Annotated in this window: 16 protein-coding genes; 13 read left to right on the top strand and 3 right to left on the bottom strand. The window is 36.7% G+C overall.

The features are described from left to right. Window positions 1-217: 217 nt before the first annotated feature. From dnaE to Q1B07_RS07985, 8 genes are all read left to right on the top strand, one after another. Window positions 218-3,577: a DNA polymerase III subunit alpha gene (gene dnaE / locus Q1B07_RS08020; RefSeq protein WP_299089578.1), complete on the top strand. Its 3,360-nt coding sequence runs from the start codon at window positions 218-220 to the stop codon at window positions 3,575-3,577. Between the two features lie 253 nt (window positions 3,578-3,830). Next, on the top strand, window positions 3,831-5,060 hold the full coding sequence (locus tag Q1B07_RS08015; protein WP_299089577.1) for a malic enzyme-like NAD(P)-binding protein: 1,230 nt from the start codon (window positions 3,831-3,833) through the stop codon (window positions 5,058-5,060). A 17-nt stretch (window positions 5,061-5,077) separates the two neighbouring features. Then, the gene (locus tag Q1B07_RS08010; RefSeq protein ID WP_299089576.1) at window positions 5,078-5,704 is read left to right on the top strand and encodes a GntR family transcriptional regulator; all 627 of its coding nucleotides are present in this window, start codon (window positions 5,078-5,080) and stop codon (window positions 5,702-5,704) included. Between the two features lie 180 nt (window positions 5,705-5,884). Further along, window positions 5,885-6,760, top strand: coding sequence for an acetyl-CoA carboxylase, carboxyltransferase subunit beta (gene accD, locus Q1B07_RS08005; RefSeq protein ID WP_299089574.1), 876 nt, complete (start codon window positions 5,885-5,887; stop codon window positions 6,758-6,760). Next, the gene (gene accA / locus Q1B07_RS08000; protein ID WP_299089572.1) at window positions 6,754-7,731 is read left to right on the top strand and encodes an acetyl-CoA carboxylase carboxyl transferase subunit alpha; all 978 of its coding nucleotides are present in this window, start codon (window positions 6,754-6,756) and stop codon (window positions 7,729-7,731) included. The genes accD and accA overlap by 7 nt, the downstream gene beginning before the upstream one ends. A 270-nt stretch (window positions 7,732-8,001) precedes the next feature. Beyond that, window positions 8,002-8,961, top strand: coding sequence for a 6-phosphofructokinase (gene pfkA, locus Q1B07_RS07995; RefSeq protein WP_299089571.1), 960 nt, complete (start codon window positions 8,002-8,004; stop codon window positions 8,959-8,961). Window positions 8,962-9,127: 166 nt separating this feature from the next. After that, complete coding sequence (gene pyk, locus Q1B07_RS07990) at window positions 9,128-10,888, top strand: pyruvate kinase (RefSeq protein WP_299089569.1); 1,761 nt, start codon at window positions 9,128-9,130, stop codon at window positions 10,886-10,888. A 162-nt stretch (window positions 10,889-11,050) separates the two neighbouring features. Then, a complete protein-coding gene (locus tag Q1B07_RS07985; protein ID WP_299089567.1) occupies window positions 11,051-11,437 on the top strand; it encodes an FxsA family protein in 387 nt (128 codons plus the stop codon). 33 nt (window positions 11,438-11,470) lie between these two features. Here the strand turns inward: Q1B07_RS07985 and ytvI are convergent, their stop codons facing one another. Further along, a complete protein-coding gene (gene ytvI / locus Q1B07_RS07980; RefSeq protein WP_299089566.1) occupies window positions 11,471-12,586 on the bottom strand; it encodes a sporulation integral membrane protein YtvI in 1,116 nt (371 codons plus the stop codon). Window positions 12,587-12,776: 190 nt separating this feature from the next. Here ytvI and Q1B07_RS07975 point away from each other — a divergent pair, with 190 nt between their 5' ends. The 5 genes from Q1B07_RS07975 to Q1B07_RS07955 all read left to right on the top strand — a co-directional run bounded on the left by Q1B07_RS07975 (window position 12,777) and on the right by Q1B07_RS07955 (window position 18,116). Then, window positions 12,777-13,241, top strand: a complete 465-nt coding sequence (locus Q1B07_RS07975) for a DUF441 domain-containing protein (RefSeq protein WP_299089564.1) — start codon at window positions 12,777-12,779, stop codon at window positions 13,239-13,241. Window positions 13,242-13,863: 622 nt separating this feature from the next. Beyond that, complete coding sequence (gene citZ / locus Q1B07_RS07970) at window positions 13,864-14,982, top strand: citrate synthase (protein WP_299089562.1); 1,119 nt, start codon at window positions 13,864-13,866, stop codon at window positions 14,980-14,982. A 222-nt stretch (window positions 14,983-15,204) separates the two neighbouring features. Continuing rightward, window positions 15,205-16,476 carry an NADP-dependent isocitrate dehydrogenase gene (icd, locus tag Q1B07_RS07965; protein WP_299089559.1) on the top strand — a complete coding sequence of 424 codons (1,272 nt, stop codon included), beginning with the start codon at window positions 15,205-15,207 and terminating at the stop codon, window positions 16,474-16,476. 99 nt (window positions 16,477-16,575) lie between these two features. Further along, window positions 16,576-17,514, top strand: coding sequence for a malate dehydrogenase (gene mdh, locus Q1B07_RS07960; protein ID WP_299089558.1), 939 nt, complete (start codon window positions 16,576-16,578; stop codon window positions 17,512-17,514). A 125-nt stretch (window positions 17,515-17,639) separates the two neighbouring features. After that, complete coding sequence (locus Q1B07_RS07955) at window positions 17,640-18,116, top strand: MaoC/PaaZ C-terminal domain-containing protein (RefSeq protein WP_299089556.1); 477 nt, start codon at window positions 17,640-17,642, stop codon at window positions 18,114-18,116. Between the two features lie 50 nt (window positions 18,117-18,166). Here the strand turns inward: Q1B07_RS07955 and Q1B07_RS07950 are convergent, their stop codons facing one another. Next, complete coding sequence (locus Q1B07_RS07950; protein WP_299089555.1) at window positions 18,167-18,622, bottom strand: CBO0543 family protein; 456 nt, start codon at window positions 18,620-18,622, stop codon at window positions 18,167-18,169. A gap of 35 nt (window positions 18,623-18,657) precedes the next feature. Further along, complete coding sequence (locus tag Q1B07_RS07945) at window positions 18,658-18,879, bottom strand: hypothetical protein (RefSeq protein WP_299089585.1); 222 nt, start codon at window positions 18,877-18,879, stop codon at window positions 18,658-18,660. Between the last annotated feature and the right edge of the window lie 169 nt (window positions 18,880-19,048).

The raw sequence follows: 19,048 nt of genomic DNA, 5'->3' as shown, positions 1-19,048 counted from the left end.
AATGTAATTATTTTGGATTATTTCCCATTTTATGAGATGGTTGACTAAATGCTAAGATTTTTATGCAAAGCTAGTGATTTAGATGTAGATTATAGTTTTGTAGACAACCAAACTCTTGTACTTACTATTTGTCTCAATAAAAATCTAAGAATATAATGGAGGATATAGTTAAGAAAGCACTATACAGATCAATAGCATTAAGAAAGGAGGGATTATTTTGCCTTTCGTTCACCTTCAAGTAAAAAGTGCTTACAGTCTCTTAACAAGTGCAGCAAAGCTGGACAGGCTGGTAAGTAAAGCAAAATCGCTTCATTTTCAAGCCCTTGCTTTAACAGATGACCATGTTATGTACGGAGCAATTGCATTTTATAAATTATGCAAGCAACATGATATTAAGCCAATTATTGGATTAACGATAAAAGTGATCGATGATCAAGAGGAAAGAGAAGCTGCTCCGCTTGTATTACTTGCTGAAAATAATAGCGGGTATCAAAATTTAATCAAGATCAGCAGTGCGTTGCAAACGAAAACTCCAGATGGGCTGCCTGTAAGATGGTTAAAGAGTTATAGCCATGGTTTAATTGCAATTACCCCCGGTTCGGATGGGGAAATTGAACAAATGCTTATGGAAGGTAATCGTGTGAAAGCGAAAGAGCTTTCAATGAAATATCAAGCGATTTTTGGACAGGAATCCTTTTATTTTGGCATTCAAAATCACTTCTTACATCAAGATAAACAGCTTATGGAAGAAATCATCTTATTAAGTGAAAAAACACAAATACCGATTGTTGCAACAAACAATGTTTCTTATATAGAGAAAGAAGATTTTTTTGCTCAAAAATGTTTAGTCGCTATTAAAAATGGTAAGAAGCTTTCAGATGAACATGTGGATCTGGAAACACCAAATGAATATTATTTAAAATCGCCGCAGGAGATGATTACATTATTTGATGATCATCCAGAAGCGTTGGAAAATTCATTAATAATAGCGAATCGTTGTAATGTGAATCTTGAACTGGGGGTAACTCACCTGCCCAAATTCCCAACACCCAATCAGGAAAGTGCGGATGATTATCTCGAAATGCTCTGCCGAAAAGCATTGCCTGTACGGATTAAGAAAATAGATAAGGTTTATCAAGATCGGCTAGCGTACGAATTAAGTGTCATCAAAAGAATGAATTTTAGTGATTATTTTCTCATTGTATGGGACTTTATGAAATATGCTCATGAAAATGGTATTCTTACTGGTCCCGGCCGGGGTTCTGCGGCAGGCTCGCTTGTATCCTATGTCTTAAAAATAACGGATGTTGATCCAATAAAGCATCGTCTATTGTTTGAACGGTTTTTAAATCCTGAGCGAATATCGATGCCTGATATCGATATTGACTTTCCAGATACAAGACGTGACGAAGTTATTGAATATGTTGCGAAGAAATATGGAAAAATCCATGTCGCACAAATTATTACATTCGGTACATTGGCAGCAAAGGCTGCAATCCGTGACGTCGGGAGAGTCATGGGAGCCTCGACAAAAGAAATGGATTACCTATCCAGACAAATTTCATCCCGACCTGGTGTCAGCCTTTCAAAAGCCATATCAGAATCTAAAAATTTACAAAAAGCGATACAAGAAAACAATTTATATAAAAGAATAATAGATACAGCGTTAAAAATTGAAGGACTTCCAAGGCACGCATCTACACATGCTGCAGGTGTTGTGCTAAGCGACCAGCCTCTTACAAACATTGTCCCCATACAAAATGGGGCACAGGATGTTTATTTAACTCAGTTTACAATGGATTATTTAGAGGATTTAGGCTTATTAAAAATGGATTTTTTAGGTCTAAGAAATTTATCCTTGATAGAAAATATAACAAAATTAATTCGGCGTGAAGAAGGAGTTTCAGTTAACTTAACGAACATTTCTTATCAAGATAAAAAAACATTTGCTCTTCTTTCAAGCGGAGATACAACTGGGATTTTTCAACTGGAATCGGAAGGAATGAGAAATGTATTAAAGCGTTTAAAGCCAACAAGTCTAGAAGATATTGTCGCGGTAAATGCCTTATATCGTCCGGGGCCAATGGAAAATATCCCTCTGTACATTGAAAGAAAGCATAACAAAAAACCAGTGCATTATTTGCATCCTGCTCTTGAACCCATTTTGCATTCAACTTATGGAGTTATTGTCTATCAAGAACAAATTATCGAAATTGCCTCAACGATTGCTGGCTTTTCTTTAGGTGAAGCTGATTTATTAAGACGTGCAGTTAGTAAGAAAAAGAAGGAAGTCCTTGATGAGGAAAGAGAGCATTTCGTAAAAGGCTGTTTGGCAAATGGTTATGACCGAGAAGTAGCGATGAAAACTTATGATTTGATCGTCAAATTCGCTAATTACGGCTTCAATCGAAGCCATGCAGTTGCTTACAGTATGATTGCTTATCAGCTTGCTTTTCTGAAAGCAAATTATCCACTGTATTTTACAACAGCTTTATTAACAAGTGTCATTGGAAATGATGAGAAGGTCTCACAGTATATTCGTGAAGCCCAGCAAAAAGGAGTGACGATCTTACCTCCTTCAGTAAATAATAGCGCATATCCTTTTTTAGTTGAAAATGGTATGGTGCGCTTTAGTTTAATGGCGATAAAAAATGTTGGTATTACAGCGATAAAGGAAATTTTTCATGCTCGGCAAAAGAAACCATTCATCGACTTATTTGATTTTTGCATCCGGGTATCAATGAAAATTGTAAATCGGCGTACAATCGAACAATTAATCTTTTCAGGGGCAATGGATGATTTTGGGGTAGACCGTGCAACCTTGCTTGCCAGTTTAGATGTTGCCATTGAGCATGCGGAGCTGTTAAAACCGGCAGATGATCAGCAATTTGACTTATTTAATGAAGAGGAATTTACTCTAAAGCCTAAATACATCGAAGTTGAACCATTTAAAATAGAAGAAAAATTAAAGTTTGAAAAAGAGTCGCTCGGCTTTTATTTTTCAAGTCATCCTGCAGAATTGCATCGAAAGAAATTTGAGCTGGCCGGTGCAGACCTGATAGATGAAGTACAGGTCAAACTAAATAAACGAGCTTCAATTGGGATCATGGTTTCAAGTATCCGAACCATTCGCACCAAAAAAGGCGAGGTAATGGCATTTTTAAAAGTTGGTGATGAGACTGGTGAGATGGATGCGGTCATGTTCCCGCAATTCTATACAAAATTTAGCGAAAAAATGTCTTCTGGGAACATTTTTCTTTTAGAGGGGAAAGTAGAAAGACGTCAAGAAAAAGTTCAGTTTATCATCCAACAGGTCATATTACCAGAGGAGCTGCCTAGCCAAGACGGGTTTGGCAAGCTTTTTATAAAAATTGATCGGCAAATGGAATCAGAAAGACTCTTAAGTGTAAAAAAACTTCTTAAAGCTTTTCATGGCGATACACCGGTTTTTCTTTATTATGAAACGGATAAACGTACGGTACAGCTAGGTAAAGAGTATTTTATTTCGCCAACAGAAGAATGCTTGAATGAATTGATAAAATTATTAGGGAAAAGTAATGTGGTGTTAAAGAAATAATCATCTAATTAGTCAATAATAATCATTTCTTCTAAACCTATGTTATAGGAAATAGAAGGACAGCTTTCCTAGATCATATGGGGCTTTTCTAAACGATTGGATATAAAACCTTCTTTACAAACAAATGAATTATGTTATCATTTAATAGGATTATAGGTGGTCAGACCACTTATGAGATAGGATAAAATTACGAGAAGTTCTTGAACAATAGTCTGTTCTTGCAACTTTACAAGGTACAAAGGGGATGTTCATGATGTCATTGAGAGAAGAAGCATTACATATTCACCGTGTAAACAAAGGAAAGCTTGAATCGAAGTCTAAAATACCTGTTAGAAATGCACATGACTTAAGTCTTGCTTATTCACCAGGAGTCGCGGAGCCTTGTAAAGATATTTATGATGATCAAAATAAAGTATATGACTATACCATGAAGGGGAATATGGTTGCAGTTGTATCAGATGGAACAGCAGTGCTGGGACTAGGGAATATTGGACCGGAGGCTGCTTTGCCTGTCATGGAGGGAAAAGCCGTATTATTTAAAAGCTTTGCGGGGGTAGATGCTTTTCCAATATGTCTAAATACTACAGATGTTGATGAAATCGTTAATACGGTTAAACTTCTTGAGCCAACCTTTGGCGGGGTCAATCTTGAAGATATCGCTGCACCAAACTGCTTTGTGATTGAAGAGCGTTTAAAAAAGGAAACGAATATTCCGATATTCCATGATGATCAGCACGGAACAGCAATCGTAACGGTTGCAGGTCTTGTAAATGCTTTGAAATTAGTTGATAAAAGCATGTCGAATATACGAGTAGTTGCAAATGGCGCCGGGGCAGCAGGGATTGCAATCATTAAACTTCTATATACTTATGGAGTTAGAGATATTATTATGTGTGATTCAAAAGGTGCTATTTATGAGAATCGTCCGACTGGGATGAATGAAGTAAAAGCGCAGGTGGCAAAATTTACGAACCGAGATCAAATTGCCGGATCCCTTGCTGATGTAATAAAAGATGCCGATGTCTTTATTGGTGTATCTGTTGAGGGTGCGTTAACAAAAGAAATGGTTCAATCAATGAGCGATCAGCCAATCATTTTTGCAATGGCAAACCCAGTTCCGGAAATTATGCCGGAGGATGCAAAAGCAGCTGGAGCTATGGTTATTGGTACGGGACGCTCTGATTTTCCAAATCAAGTCAACAATGTGCTGGCATTCCCGGGAATTTTTAGAGGTGCATTAGATGTTCGCGCTACCCATATTAATGAGAAAATGAAAATAGCAGCAGTTGAAGCTATTGCCTCACTTGTTACTGAAAATGAATTAAGGCCAGATTATGTTATTCCTGCTCCTTTTGATCCTCGCGTTGCTCCAGCAGTAGCTTCTGCCGTGGCAAAAACCGCGATGGAGACAGGGGTAGCGAGAATAAAAGTAGATCCAGAGGAAGTTGCTGAAAAAACAAGAAGGCTTGCGATTATTGAGTAGAAGTGAGTGATTTGTCTTTGACGACTGAACAATCAAAAGTTTATATAGGAATTCTTCGTCATATTAGAGCTTATATCGCTGAAAATCAGCTTTCTTATGGTGATAAGATCCCTTCTGAACGAGAATTTGCTGACAAGCTTAAGGTAGGTAGATCCTCTGTAAGGGAGGCATTACGTGCACTTGAGCTATTAGGGATGATTGAAACAAGAAGGGGAGAAGGAACATTTCTTAAAGACTTCAGGGAACATCATCTTATCGAATTGCTGGGAACATTCATTTTAGAAGATTCAAAAGTGGTTGATGATATTATAGAAATGAATGTTCTTCTGGAAAACAATGCACTTAATTTACTATTACAAAATAATTGTGAAAAAGAACTTATTCTTTTAATAGAAAAGCTTACAAACCATACAATGACAAGATATGAAGTAATGAAAGAACTTATGCAATTATCTAATAACCATCTCCTTTTTCGAATATGGTCTGTATTAAATGAGTATGTTACGTATGTCTGCAAACGGGATGTGGGGATGGTTTATCCGGATGAAAAATTAGAAATGCTTATAAAAGGCTTATTAAATAAAGAACGAGAAAAAGTTTTTGAAGCATATGAGGCCATATCACTTGAGGAAAATGTCGAATAGTTACTGACATACTTCAACAACATGCTTGTTCAACTTTCGTTAAAGTAATAACGAGGGTCATGTACTATTGCTTTCCTAACACAGCTATGATATCTATAGTAAACATTATGAGGTGCCACGTTAGTGAAAAAGATTTGTAGAGAAACGATGAAACAGCTTTAGAAAAGGGGAGGTACCGTTTTGTTAAAAGATTTATTTACGAAACCGAAACCGAAGAAAAAAAAATATGCGCAGGTTCCATCCGAGCAAACAAAACAAGATGTTCCAGAAGGAATAGTTAGCAAGTGTCCAAGCTGCAAAAAAATTATCTATTCAAAAGAACTAGTAAAAAACCATAAGATTTGTTTAAATTGCGGCTATCACTATCAAATGAATGCAAGAGAACGAATTCAGAGTTTATTTGATGAGAATAGCTTTGTTGAATATGATAAAGACATGATTTCAGAAAATCCATTGCAATTTCCAGGTTATGAGGAAAAGCTTGAAAAGGACCGTCAAAAAACGAAGCAAAATGAGGCGGTTGTTACAGGAGAAGGCACGATAAACGGTTATAAAACGACTGTTGCCATTATGGATGCCAGCTTCAGAATGGGAAGCATGGGTTCAGTGGTTGGAGAAAAGATTACTCGTGCAATTGAAAAAGCAAATGAAAAAGGCCTGCCTTTTATTATTTTAACTGCTTCTGGTGGTGCCAGAATGCAGGAAGGTGTCCTAAGCTTAATGCAAATGGCAAAAACGAGCTCTGCATTAAAGCTTTATAGCGATAATGGCGGTTTAATTATTTCTGTTATGACACATCCGACAACAGGCGGTGTATCTGCAAGCTTTGCTTCTCTTGGTGATTATAATTTTGCAGAGCCTGGCGCATTAATCGGATTTGCAGGAAGAAGAATTATTGAGCAAACGATAAGGGAAGAGCTTCCTGAAGATTTCCAAACTGCTGAATTTTTATTAAAGCATGGACAGCTTGACGCCGTTATTGATCGTCGAGAGTTAAAGGATACGCTTGAGAATATTCTAGATATCCATCAAGCAGGAGGTGAAATAACATGGTAGGCGAACTGGAATTTGAAAAGCCCGTTGTCGAGCTTAGGAAAAAAATCAGTGAACTGAAAGAATTTACTAGCCAATCAGATGTTGATTTAACCTCTGAAATTGAGAAACTTGAAGCTAGATTGGAAAAACTCGAAAATGAGATTTATACGAATATTAAGCCTTGGGACAGAGTCCAAATTGCAAGGCATCCAAATAGACCGACAACATTAGATTATATCGAACATATTTTTACTAATTTCTTTGAATGTCATGGTGACCGCTATTTTGGCGACGATGAAGCCATTGTAAGCGGGATTGCTAAGTTTAAGGGGCTTCCTGTTACCGTTATTGGTCATCAACGTGGGAAGGATACGAAGGAAAATATCAGAAGGAATTTTGGTATGCCGCATCCTGAAGGGTATCGTAAAGCATTAAGATTAATGAAGCAAGCTGATAAATTTAACCGTCCTATTATTTGCTTTATTGATACAAAAGGCGCTTATCCAGGAAAAGCAGCGGAAGAGCGCGGTCAAAGCGAAGCAATTGCTAAAAACTTGTTTGAAATGGCTGGATTGTCTGTACCAGTTATTTGCGTTGTTATTGGTGAAGGCGGTAGTGGAGGTGCTTTAGCATTGGGTGTTGGCAACCACATTCATATGTTAGAAAACTCTACTTATTCTGTTATCTCACCAGAAGGTGCTGCAGCTTTGCTATGGAAGGATTCCGGATTAGCTAAAAAGGCAGCAGAAACAATGAAGATAACAGCACCAGACCTAAAGGAACTGGGCGTTGTTGATGAAATTATCCCTGAAGTTAAAGGTGGAGCACATAAAGATATCACAAAACAAGCAGGGTATATAGAAGAAGTATTAGCAAGCTCTTTAAAGGCTCTTTCAGCAATGAATGGCGAAGAGTTGATTCAGCATCGATACGAAAAGTATAAAAGAATAGGGCAAGTATCATTTACAAATGAGTTACTTGGGGTAAAATAAAGAACGTGTGGCCATTGGTCCACGTTTCTTTTGAGTAATAGATATATTCATGGACGTTGGTGCAATCAACCAAGCATGCAAGCAAGGACAATAATTTAGCAAAATTACATAATTCATTAAACACAGAGATGAATTTATTGTATAATGAGATAGGCTCTTAAAAAGGTTATTCGACAAAAGCTGCATACAGCTTATGTTGTTTTTGACTTTCATTGCAAGTTAGTTTTTAATTAAATGAATAATGCTATATTATATAGTGGGGTGAAGAGTTTGAAGAAAATAGGTGTTTTAACGAGTGGAGGAGATTCTCCAGGTATGAATGCTGCTGTAAGGGCAGTTGTTCGTAAGGCAATTTATCATAATATTGAAGTATACGGTATTTATCACGGATATACCGGATTAATTGAAGGTCGTATTGAAAAATTAGAATTAGGTTCTGTTGGAGATATTATTCACCGCGGCGGTACAAAATTGTATTCTGCTAGATGTCCTGAATTTAAGACAATTGAAGGACAAAAAAAGGGTATTGAGCAGCTGAAAAAGCATGGTATTGAAGGATTAGTCGTTATAGGCGGAGATGGCTCATATATGGGAGCTAAAAAGCTTACTGAGCATGGATTCCCATGTGTTGGAGTACCTGGCACTATCGACAACGATATCCCTGGAACTGACTATACAATTGGTTTTGATACTGCACTAAATACGGTAATCGATGCAATTGATAAAATTCGTGATACAGCTACATCACATGAACGTACATATGTTATTGAAGTTATGGGAAGACATGCTGGGGATATTGCATTATGGTCTGGTTTAGCAGGAGGAGCCGAAACGATTTTGATTCCAGAAGCTGACTATGATATGGAAGATATTATAACTCGTTTAAAGCGCGGCCATGATCGTGGTAAAAAGCATAGTATTATCGTTGTAGCAGAAGGTGTTGGAAGCGGAGTGGAATTTGCAAAACAAATTGAAGCAGCTACTTCTTATGAAACACGCGTCTCTGTTTTAGGACATGTTCAACGCGGAGGATCACCAACTGCTTTTGACCGTGTATTAGCTAGCAGATTAGGAGCTTACGCTGTTGAATTACTACTTGAAGGTAAGGGCGGACGTTGTGTAGGTATCCAGAAGAATGAATTGGTCCATCATGATATTTTAGAAATACTGGATCAACCTCATACAATTGACAATGATATGTACCGTTTATCTAAAGAACTATCTATATAATAGATAAAGGGTGGGATCGTTTTCATAAAGATCCCGATTTAAAGAGCTTAAGTTAATTGCGGGGAAATCGAACAAATATATAAAACCGTATTATAAGTGGAATTAGAGGTAATCTCTTCTTACATAGAGCTGCCTCCTTTCCACACAATTGGTAGGAGGAACATAAATGCGAAAAACTAAGATTGTATGTACAATCGGACCAGCTAGTGAATCGATTGAGAAATTAACAGAGTTAATGGAAGCAGGAATGAATGTTGCACGCTTAAACTTTTCTCATGGTGATTTTGAAGAACATGGAGCAAGAATTAAAAACATTAGAGAGGCTTCTGCAAAGCTAAATAAAACGGTTGCGATCTTATTGGATACAAAAGGTCCAGAAATTCGAACTCATACAATGGAAAATGGTGCAATTGAGCTTGAGGCTGGGAAAGAAATTATCATCTCTATGAATGAGGTTATCGGAACCACAGAAAAATTCTCTGTTACATATGAAGGTTTAATTGACGATGTACATATCGGCTCGACAATCCTTTTAGATGATGGTCTTATTGAACTTGAAGTTATTAGCTTAGATCAAGCTAACAATGAAATAAAAACACTTATTAAAAACAGCGGAACATTAAAAAACAAAAAAGGTGTAAATGTACCAGGTGTGAGTGTTAAGCTTCCAGGTATTACGGAAAAGGATGCAAAAGATATCGTATTTGGAATCGAGCAGGACGTTGACTTTATTGCAGCTTCATTTGTTCGTCGTGCTTCAGATGTACTTGAAATTAGAGAATTACTTGAAGAGCATAATGCAAGTCATATTCAAATCATTCCTAAAATAGAGAATCAAGAGGGCGTAGACAATATCGATGAAATCCTTGAAGTGTCTGATGGTCTTATGGTTGCTCGTGGCGACTTAGGTGTGGAAATACCTGCTGAAGAAGTGCCATTGGTCCAAAAGGAATTAATTAGAAAGTGTAATGCATTAGGAAAACCTGTTATCACAGCAACACAAATGCTTGATAGCATGCAGCGTAATCCTAGACCTACTCGTGCAGAAGCAAGTGACGTAGCAAATGCTATTTTTGATGGTACAGATGCGATTATGCTTTCAGGTGAAACGGCAGCGGGATCATATCCAGTAGAAGCGGTTAAAACGATGCATAACATTGCTTCAAGAGCTGAACAAGCTTTAGACTATAAAGCCATTTTAACGAAACGCAGTGCTCAAGTTGGCACAACAATTACGGATGCAATTGGGCAATCAACTGCATATACAGCATTAAATCTTGGAGTGTCAGCAATTGTTACGCCAACAGAAAGCGGTCATACGGCTAGAATGATCTCAAAATATCGTCCTAAAGCACCAATTATCGCGGTAACGGTTTCTGACTCAATTTCTCGTAAGCTTGCGCTTGTATGGGGAGTATATCCAAGAAGCGGAAACCATTCAACAACTACAGATGAAATGCTTGATAACTCAGTTATTGAAGCAATAAACAGTGGTTTTGTTTCCCATGGTGACTTAATTGTGATTACTGCTGGTGTTCCAGTTGGAGAAGCCGGAACAACAAACTTAATGAAAGTACATGTAATCGGAGATGTTCTTGCAAAAGGTCAAGGGATTGGACGAAAATCAGCCTTCGGTAAGGTTGTTGTTGCAAGCACAGCAAAAGATGCTAAGGAAAAGATGACAAAAGGATCTATCCTTGTTGCCCAAAGTACAGATCGTGATATGATGGAGGCGCTTGAGAAAGCTTCTGCATTAATTACAGAAGAAGGCGGGTTAACAAGCCATGCTGCTGTTGTAGGGTTAAGCCTTGGAATTCCTGTCATTGTAGGAGTCGAAGATGCTACAACCTTACTAAAGGACGGACAGGATATAACAGTTGACGCTGTACGTGGCGTAATCTACCAAGGACATGCAAGTGTACTTTAAGAAATAGTTTTTGGTTAAAAGTAGGGGAATCGGTTTTTACCGGTTCCTTTTTCAATTGGACAGATTACTTCTCTTTTATTAAGAAAACGAATAGAATAGGAATATAAAAACGAATAAAAAGAGCTTGTCCTTAACCATGTCTCTTATTTAAGAGGTGAGAAGATGAGATTATTAATGCTATTCATCATTGTCATACCTGCTTTAGAAATAGGTTTTCTCCTTTTATCTGGTAAAACCATTGGGGTCATACCAACAGTCCTCTTGATTATCCTCACGGGTGTCATAGGGGCTTGGCTTGCTAAAAAACAAGGAATCGAAGCGATAAGAAAAGTACAGCATCAAATGCAATATGGACAAATACCTAGTGATGCGATCATTGATGGATTATGTATATTAGTTGGAGGATTATTGCTTCTTACCCCTGGATTTATTACAGATATAGCAGGTTTTTTATTGTTATTTCCTTTAAGCAGGAAAAAAATAAAACCCTTCTTCATCACACTTATTCGTAAGTGGATTGATCGAAATCGAATAACGATCATTCGTTAATAGAGAAAGGATGACAAAAAGTCATCCTTTCCATTATTTTCCTTTGCCTACAACAAATGCCCATAAATCCTCGTATATTCCAGCACTATGCAATGTCTTGAAAATGACTAAAGTAACCGGACCTGCAATAAGGCCTAAAAACCCAATTAATTTATACCCAATGAAAAGAGAAACAAGTGTAGCAAGTGGATCTAATCCTATACTTGAGGAAAGAACTTTTGGTTCCATCACCTGACGTTGGATTAATACAATCAGATAAAGGATCCCGATTCCGATCGCAAGTGGGAGACTTCCACTAAAAGCCAGATAAATAATCCAAGGAAAGAATACCAGCCCTGTACCTAAATATGGAAGGATATCAACTAACCCTATCAGCAAAGCGATCGTTATTGCATAATCAATCCGAAGGATAAGTAGTCCGATTAGTACGATTGTTGTTGTAATCGAGATAAGGGTTGTTTGGGCACGAATAAAACCGATCAATGCCTTTTTTAATTCTTCAAAAATAGTTCTGCCGCTTTTTCTGGCTTTAACCGGCAAGATCGTACTTAAGGTATGTTTAAACTTATACCAGTCCTTGCTGATGAAAAAAGTAGCCAGCAAAGAAAAAATGATGACAGTTGCTGCATTGGGAAGCCAGCTAATCATGGCAGGTATATTTTCTAAAAAGCTTTTGATGAAATTTCCAACGCTTGAGGACACCTGCTCACCTATGTTTTGGATATTTGCGATGATGGATTGCTGTTGATTAGACTCTAAATTATTAAAAAGGTAGGTTAACTGGTTGTATATTGGCATTAGCTTTTCAACAAAAAAGGTTTCAAGGTAAACGGTAAGCAGTTTTAAATGCCCGGGGATCACCTTTGCCAAATATGTAGTACCAGACACGATTTCAGCAACTAATAGGATAAGGATTCCCGCAATAATACAAATTAAAAGTAAGATTGCTGTAATAACCGCTATGCCTCTTGGGAATTTTCCCTTTTGCTCCAATAAATTTACGAGCGGATTTATAAGAAAAGCGATAAAAATAGCGATGATAAAAGGATAGGTTAAAGTTGATAAATAATAAAAAAAGGAAAGACCGATAACCAATATTCCAACAATTAATAAAAGTCTTAACGTGCTATATAGATAGTCCAAACTCAAGTTTGTTTCCTCCCGAATTTTCGCGTCTTATAGCATATTTATTACAAGGTGGACACGTTTATGTAAACAAAAGGAGATATTTAAAGGGAATATATGAAAAAGTGAGACTTTTATCAGATGGGTTTACTGTCTGTTAAGATTGGGATAAAGTTTAAAGTTGTTAGTAAAGTTTCTGTATGGAGGGTCCATCATGTTTAGCCAACCGATGTTATTTTTACTTATTTTGTTAGGGATCGGACTGCTGGCAAAAAATCAGTCATTAATTATTGCAGTATCTTTTTTAATGATTATAAAACTGTTTGGTTTAGACTCAAAAATACTCCCTGCCATCGGCTCAAAAGGAATCAATTGGGGAGTAACGGTGATTACAATTGCTGTCCTTGTGCCTATTGCAACAGGGGATATTGGTTTTAAACAACTGCTAGATGCAGTGAAATCTGCCTATGCATGGATAGCATTAGGAGCAGGTATTGCAGTAGCCTTAATTGCCAAAAATGGCTTAACACTTTTGGCTGAAGATCCGCATATAACGACAGCCTTGGTTTTTGGGACAATTTTAGCGGTTTCGCTATTTAATGGAGTGGCTGTAGGTCCATTAATTGGAGCTGGTATAGCCTACCTCGCCATGCAAATCGTGAAGCTTTTCAGCTCATAAAGTTCGGGTTGCTCCAATCGTTAATAAAGCAGGAAATTATTTAAGGCAAAATGTACACTAATATAACAAAATTATGGTATGGTTATATATGTGTAGTCGAATGAAGTGGCAAAATCCCTAAAATAAAATTTTTCTAACAAATTTTTTGACCTTATTGAATTGTTTTCATTCACAAAAGTCTGATAATTGTTTATAATAGGGTTAGGTTCATTTAAATGCCTACATAATAGAAAATCTTGCTTTTCCCGACTCTACTGGGTAAATGATTAAGTTTTCTAAATACTATCACCATTTGAATGAAATATAGATAGTATATAATGAGTCAAGAATGATCGTTTTGACTCTTTTATCACAAAAAATGTAAGCATTTTCTTTTTTGGGCTTGCATTTGAGCAAGCGCTCAATCGTCAAAAAGTTTAAAAGAAAGAGCATTACGTATTTAATTGGTATAAAAGCATAAAATAAATTTGCTTATACTATAAAAAATATCTCTTACCACAGATATTTTTCTTACATATTCATTGATAGGAAAAATGAGATGGAAAACGGATTTTTGTGGGTAAAACTTTTAAACTTTAAAGATGAATCAAATGGGGAATAAAAGGTAAAGGAGAGGTTTAATATGACAGCAACACGCGGTCTTGAAGGAATCGTAGCGACTACTTCATCTGTTAGCTCGATCATTGATGACACACTAACATATGCGGGCTATAACATTGATGATTTAGCAGAAAACGCAAGCTTTGAAGAAGTGGTATATCTACTTTGGCACAGAAAGCTGCCAAATGCTGAGCAGCTGAATGAAATCAAAAAACAACTTGCGGAAAATGCAAAAATTCCACAGCAAGTCATCGAACACTTCAGAACATATCCTATCAATAGTGTGCACCCAATGGCAGCTCTTCGTACAGCTGTATCATTACTAGGCTTATTTGACGAGGAAGCTGATGTGATGGATACAGAAGCTAACTATAGAAAAGCAATCCGTTTACAAGCACAGCTTCCAATCGTTGTCACATCTTTTGCTCGCATCCGTAAAGGCTTAGAGCCAGTTGAGCCTAGAACAGACTTATCAATGGCTGCAAACTTCCTATATACGCTAACCGGTGAGGAACCTAATGAAGTAGCAGTTGAGGCGTTTAATAAAGCACTTGTTTTACATGCCGACCATGAATTAAATGCGTCAACTTTTACTGCTCGCGTTTGTGTTGCAACATTATCAGACGTATATTCAGGTGTTACCTCAGCTATTGGAGCATTAAAAGGCCCATTACACGGTGGAGCAAATGAAGCAGTAATGAAGATGCTTACTGAAATTGGTGAAGTGGAAAATGTAGAAAGATATATCAATGAAAAGCTGGATAATAAAGAAAAAATTATGGGCTTTGGTCATCGTGTATATCGTCAAGGAGACCCAAGAGCTAAACATTTAAAGAAAATGTCTGAGAAACTGACGAAATTAACTGGTGAACCGAAATGGTATGATATTTCAACAAAAGTTGAAGAAATTGTTAGATCCCGTAAACCATTGCCGCCAAACGTTGATTTCTATTCAGCATCTATGTACCATAGCTTAGGTATTGATCATGACTTGTTTACGCCAATTTTTGCGGTTAGCCGTGTTTCTGGCTGGTTAGCTCATATTTTAGAGCAATATGAAAACAATCGCTTAATTCGCCCGCGCGCTGAATATGTTGGTCCTGACAAGCAAGCTTATATACCATTAGAGCAGCGTGGTTAATAACCTGCTATTTAAATGGTAAGAATAGATTATGATCTCAAACACATCATCCTCCCTGTTTGATTGGGAGGATTGCTGTGTGAAATCATTATCTTCATAAAAATCAAAAAAATTATTTTAAATTCTCTGCAAAATTCTTTAAAAACTACTATACTAAAAAGTGTGCAAGCTATCCTTTGGATAATAGCTAAGATATAATACATAATCTGGGAGGTTATTTCTTTGACACAAGGTGAAAAAATTACAGTAACGAATGGCGTATTAAACGTACCAAACAATCCAATTATCCCATTTATTGAAGGTGACGGAATCGGTCCTGATATCTGGGCAGCTGCATCACGTGTATTAGAAGCAGCTGTTGAAAAAGCGTACAATGGTGAAAAAGAAATCGTTTGGAAAGAGGTTCTTGCTGGTGAAAAGGCATTTAATCAAACTGGCGAATGGTTACCAAATGAAACACTTGAAGTTATTCGTGAGTACTTAATTGCGATTAAAGGACCTTTAACAACACCAATTGGTGGAGGAATCCGTTCTCTGAATGTAGCACTTCGTCAAGAATTAGATTTATTTGTTTGCTTGCGTCCTGTACGTTATTTCCAAGGTGTACCTTCACCAGTTAAGCGTCCAGAAGATACAGATATGGTTATTTTCCGTGAAAACACTGAAGATATCTATGCTGGTATTGAGTATGCAAAAGGTAGTGAAGAAGTTCAAAAGCTAATCGATTTCTTAAAAAATGAAATGGGCGTAAATAAAATCCGTTTCCCAGAAACTTCTGGTATCGGTATTAAACCTGTCTCCGAAGAAGGTACAAGCCGTCTGGTAAGAGCTGCAATCAATTATGCAATTGAGCATGGACGTAAATCTGTGACACTTGTTCATAAAGGAAACATTATGAAATTTACTGAAGGTGCCTTCAAAAACTGGGGATATGAGCTTGCTGAAAAAGAGTTCGGCGATAAAGTGTTTACTTGGGCAGAATATGACCGCATTGTTGAAAAAGAAGGGAAAGAAGCTGCAAATAAAGCACAAGCTGATGCTGAAGCTGCTGGAAAAATTATTGTAAAAGATGCAATTGCAGATATCTTCTTACAACAAATTTTAACTCGTCCTCGTGAGTTTGATGTTGTGGCAACAATGAACTTAAATGGTGATTACATTTCTGATGCATTAGCAGCACAAGTTGGTGGTATCGGTATTGCTCCAGGTGCAAACATCAACTATGAAACAGGACATGCGATCTTTGAAGCAACTCACGGAACAGCACCAAAATATGCTGGACTTGATAAAGTAAACCCATCTTCTGTTCTTCTTTCAGGTGTTTTAATGCTTGAACATTTAGGCTGGACAGAAGCAGCTGAATTAGTTATTAATTCAGTTGAAAAAACAATTGCTTCAAAAGTTGTAACATATGACTTTGCTCGTTTAATGGATGGAGCTACTGAAGTAAAATGCTCTGAATTTGCTGATGAGTTAATTAAAAACTTTGCTTAATAAATTGAGTATTATTTTATAAGGTAACTATACGGGCCTGCCTTTACAATAAGGTCGGCCCTGAATTACCTAACTTACATAATTAAAGGGGATGTTCAAATGGCAATCAAGCGTAAAAAGGTTTCTGTTATTGGCAGTGGTTTTACTGGTGCTACAACGGCATTTTTATTAGGCCAAAAAGAACTTGCAGATGTTGTATTAGTTGATATCCCACAAATGGAAAATCCGACAAAAGGAAAAGCTTTAGATATGCTGGAAGCAAGTCCTGTACAAGGATTTGACGCAAATATTATTGGTACATCAAATTACGAAGATACAGCTGACTCAGACATCGTTGTGATTACGGCTGGTATTGCCAGAAAACCTGGTATGAGCCGTGATGATCTTGTTTCGACAAATGCTGGCATTATGAAAAGTGTAACGAAGGAAGTTGTAAAATATTCACCAGAATGTACAATTATCGTTTTAACGAATCCTGTAGATGCCATGACATATACAGTATTTAAAGAATCAGGATTCCCGAAACACCGTGTCATTGGTCAATCAGGTGTATTGGATACGGCTCGTTTCCGTACATTTGTTGCACAAGAACTTAATCTTTCTGTTAAGGATGTAACAGGTTTTGTATTAGGCGGACATGGTGATGATATGGTACCTCTTGTACGTTATTCATATGCTGGAGGAATTCCATTGCAAACATTAATTCCAAAAGATCGTTTAGATGCGATCGTGGAAAGAACGCGTAAGGGTGGCGGAGAGATCGTTAATCTGCTTGGAAATGGAAGTGCTTACTATGCACCAGCTGCATCTTTAGTAGAAATGGTTGAAGCGATTTTAAAGGACCAACGTCGTATCCTTCCAACGATTGCTTATTTGGAAGGCGAATATGGGTTTGATGGTATTTATTTAGGTGTTCCAACTGTTCTAGGCGGAAATGGATTGGAAAAAATCATCGAACTTGAATTAACAGAAGAAGAAAAATCTGCATTAGAAAAATCCGCAGAATCTGTTAAAAATGTAATGAAAGTTTTATCTTAAGCTATTTTATTCTTTATCAAAAAAGAAAGTTGGGGTCATCCTCAATTTTCTTTTTTATCATAAGAATTTCATTTTAATCTCGTTAAATTGATGCGTTTTTTCTAATATAGTAAGGTGGTGCAAAGATGCTCCTTGGCAAAAAGCGAAAACTCGGAAGACATATTGAAGAGATAACAGTTGGAGAAAAATTATCATTAACAGAAAAAATTGAAGATAAAGATTTATTGCTTTATTTAGGCTTAACAAATGACGCCAATCCGCTCTATATACAGCATGATTATGCCTCGCAAACTCCATATGAAAAACCGCTCGTTCCAAGTTTAATGCTAACTGGAATTATTACTTCTGCCGTATCAAAATATTTACCTGGACCAGGTAGCCATATTGTTAAACAAGAATTAAACTTCCTTAAACCACTTTATCATTATAGTATTGTTCAATTCCTTTTTGAAGTCAGTGAAATCCATGCAGCAGAAAATCAAATAGTCGTTGAAGTTCAAGCTGTTAATGGCGATGAGGAGGTTATATTAGCAGGAAGCATTACCGTTTGTCCGCCTTGTAAAATAACACCTATTGAGGGAAAAGCTTTAGACAATTTCTAATTAATAAAAAAAACTGATCTAATAGGTCAGTTTTTTTATTACTATGATTCTTACCACTCCTTATTGATTAAGTGGGCAGCAAATCTGAGAGTAAGCATAAGTAAGTAAATAGATATAAATGTATGCAGCCAAGTCCAGGTTAAGTATTCAATTAAATCTGTATATTTTTCAAGCATAATTTCCGTCAGTGTTAAGGCGGCGGTATAGAGAAAGGCCTGCCTAATAATGCCCAAAAACTTGGAATGAAAGGTGGTTTGGTAAAAGTATATACAAACAACTGGAAAAAGGAGATATTCATAAAGAATGCTTGAAGAAAAATATTTATCAAAAAATTGCACCGGATATTTAAGCATTTTTTCTTCAACAACTAGAACACCAAGAAAAATGGAAAAATAAGAGGCCAATAAGTAAATAAGAATCCAATGCTTGATCGGGGGTTTTCTTAGACTATTAAGAAATAGGACAATCCCAAGGATAAGGAGTATCCATAGTATAACCTTTTCCATAGTATAATGCTCCTGTTCAAGTTGGTAACATATTTCTATAGGTAGTCAAAAACAGATAAATAAAATACGGCAAAAAAGACAGAAAGTATTAATGCCAAAGGTTTATTAACGTGATGAAGTCTGACCATCGGGAACATGGTGATCACAAAAATAGCTGACCAGCCGAACGACCATCCATTGTCATAAAATAATAACCCGTATTTTTCTGCAATCCACTCAAATACTAAGAAGGAAACAACCCATTTTAGAAAATAGATGATTTGTTTTTTTGGTTTATTAGGATAAGTGATAAAAAAACAAATGCTATTAAAGGATTTATAATCAGATTATGAACAAAATGAACATTCATTGGATTCAGTATGTGCATTTCTTTTAGTTCCCATAAATGAAAATTTGAATGTGAAATATACTCGTAAAGAAAAGAGG

The sequence above is a fragment of the uncultured Metabacillus sp. genome (assembly GCF_947503125.1).
Taxonomy (GTDB): domain Bacteria; phylum Bacillota; class Bacilli; order Bacillales; family Bacillaceae; genus Metabacillus.
Note: the sequence above shows the minus strand (reverse complement) of the source record. Positions and strands in the feature narration are given on the sequence as shown.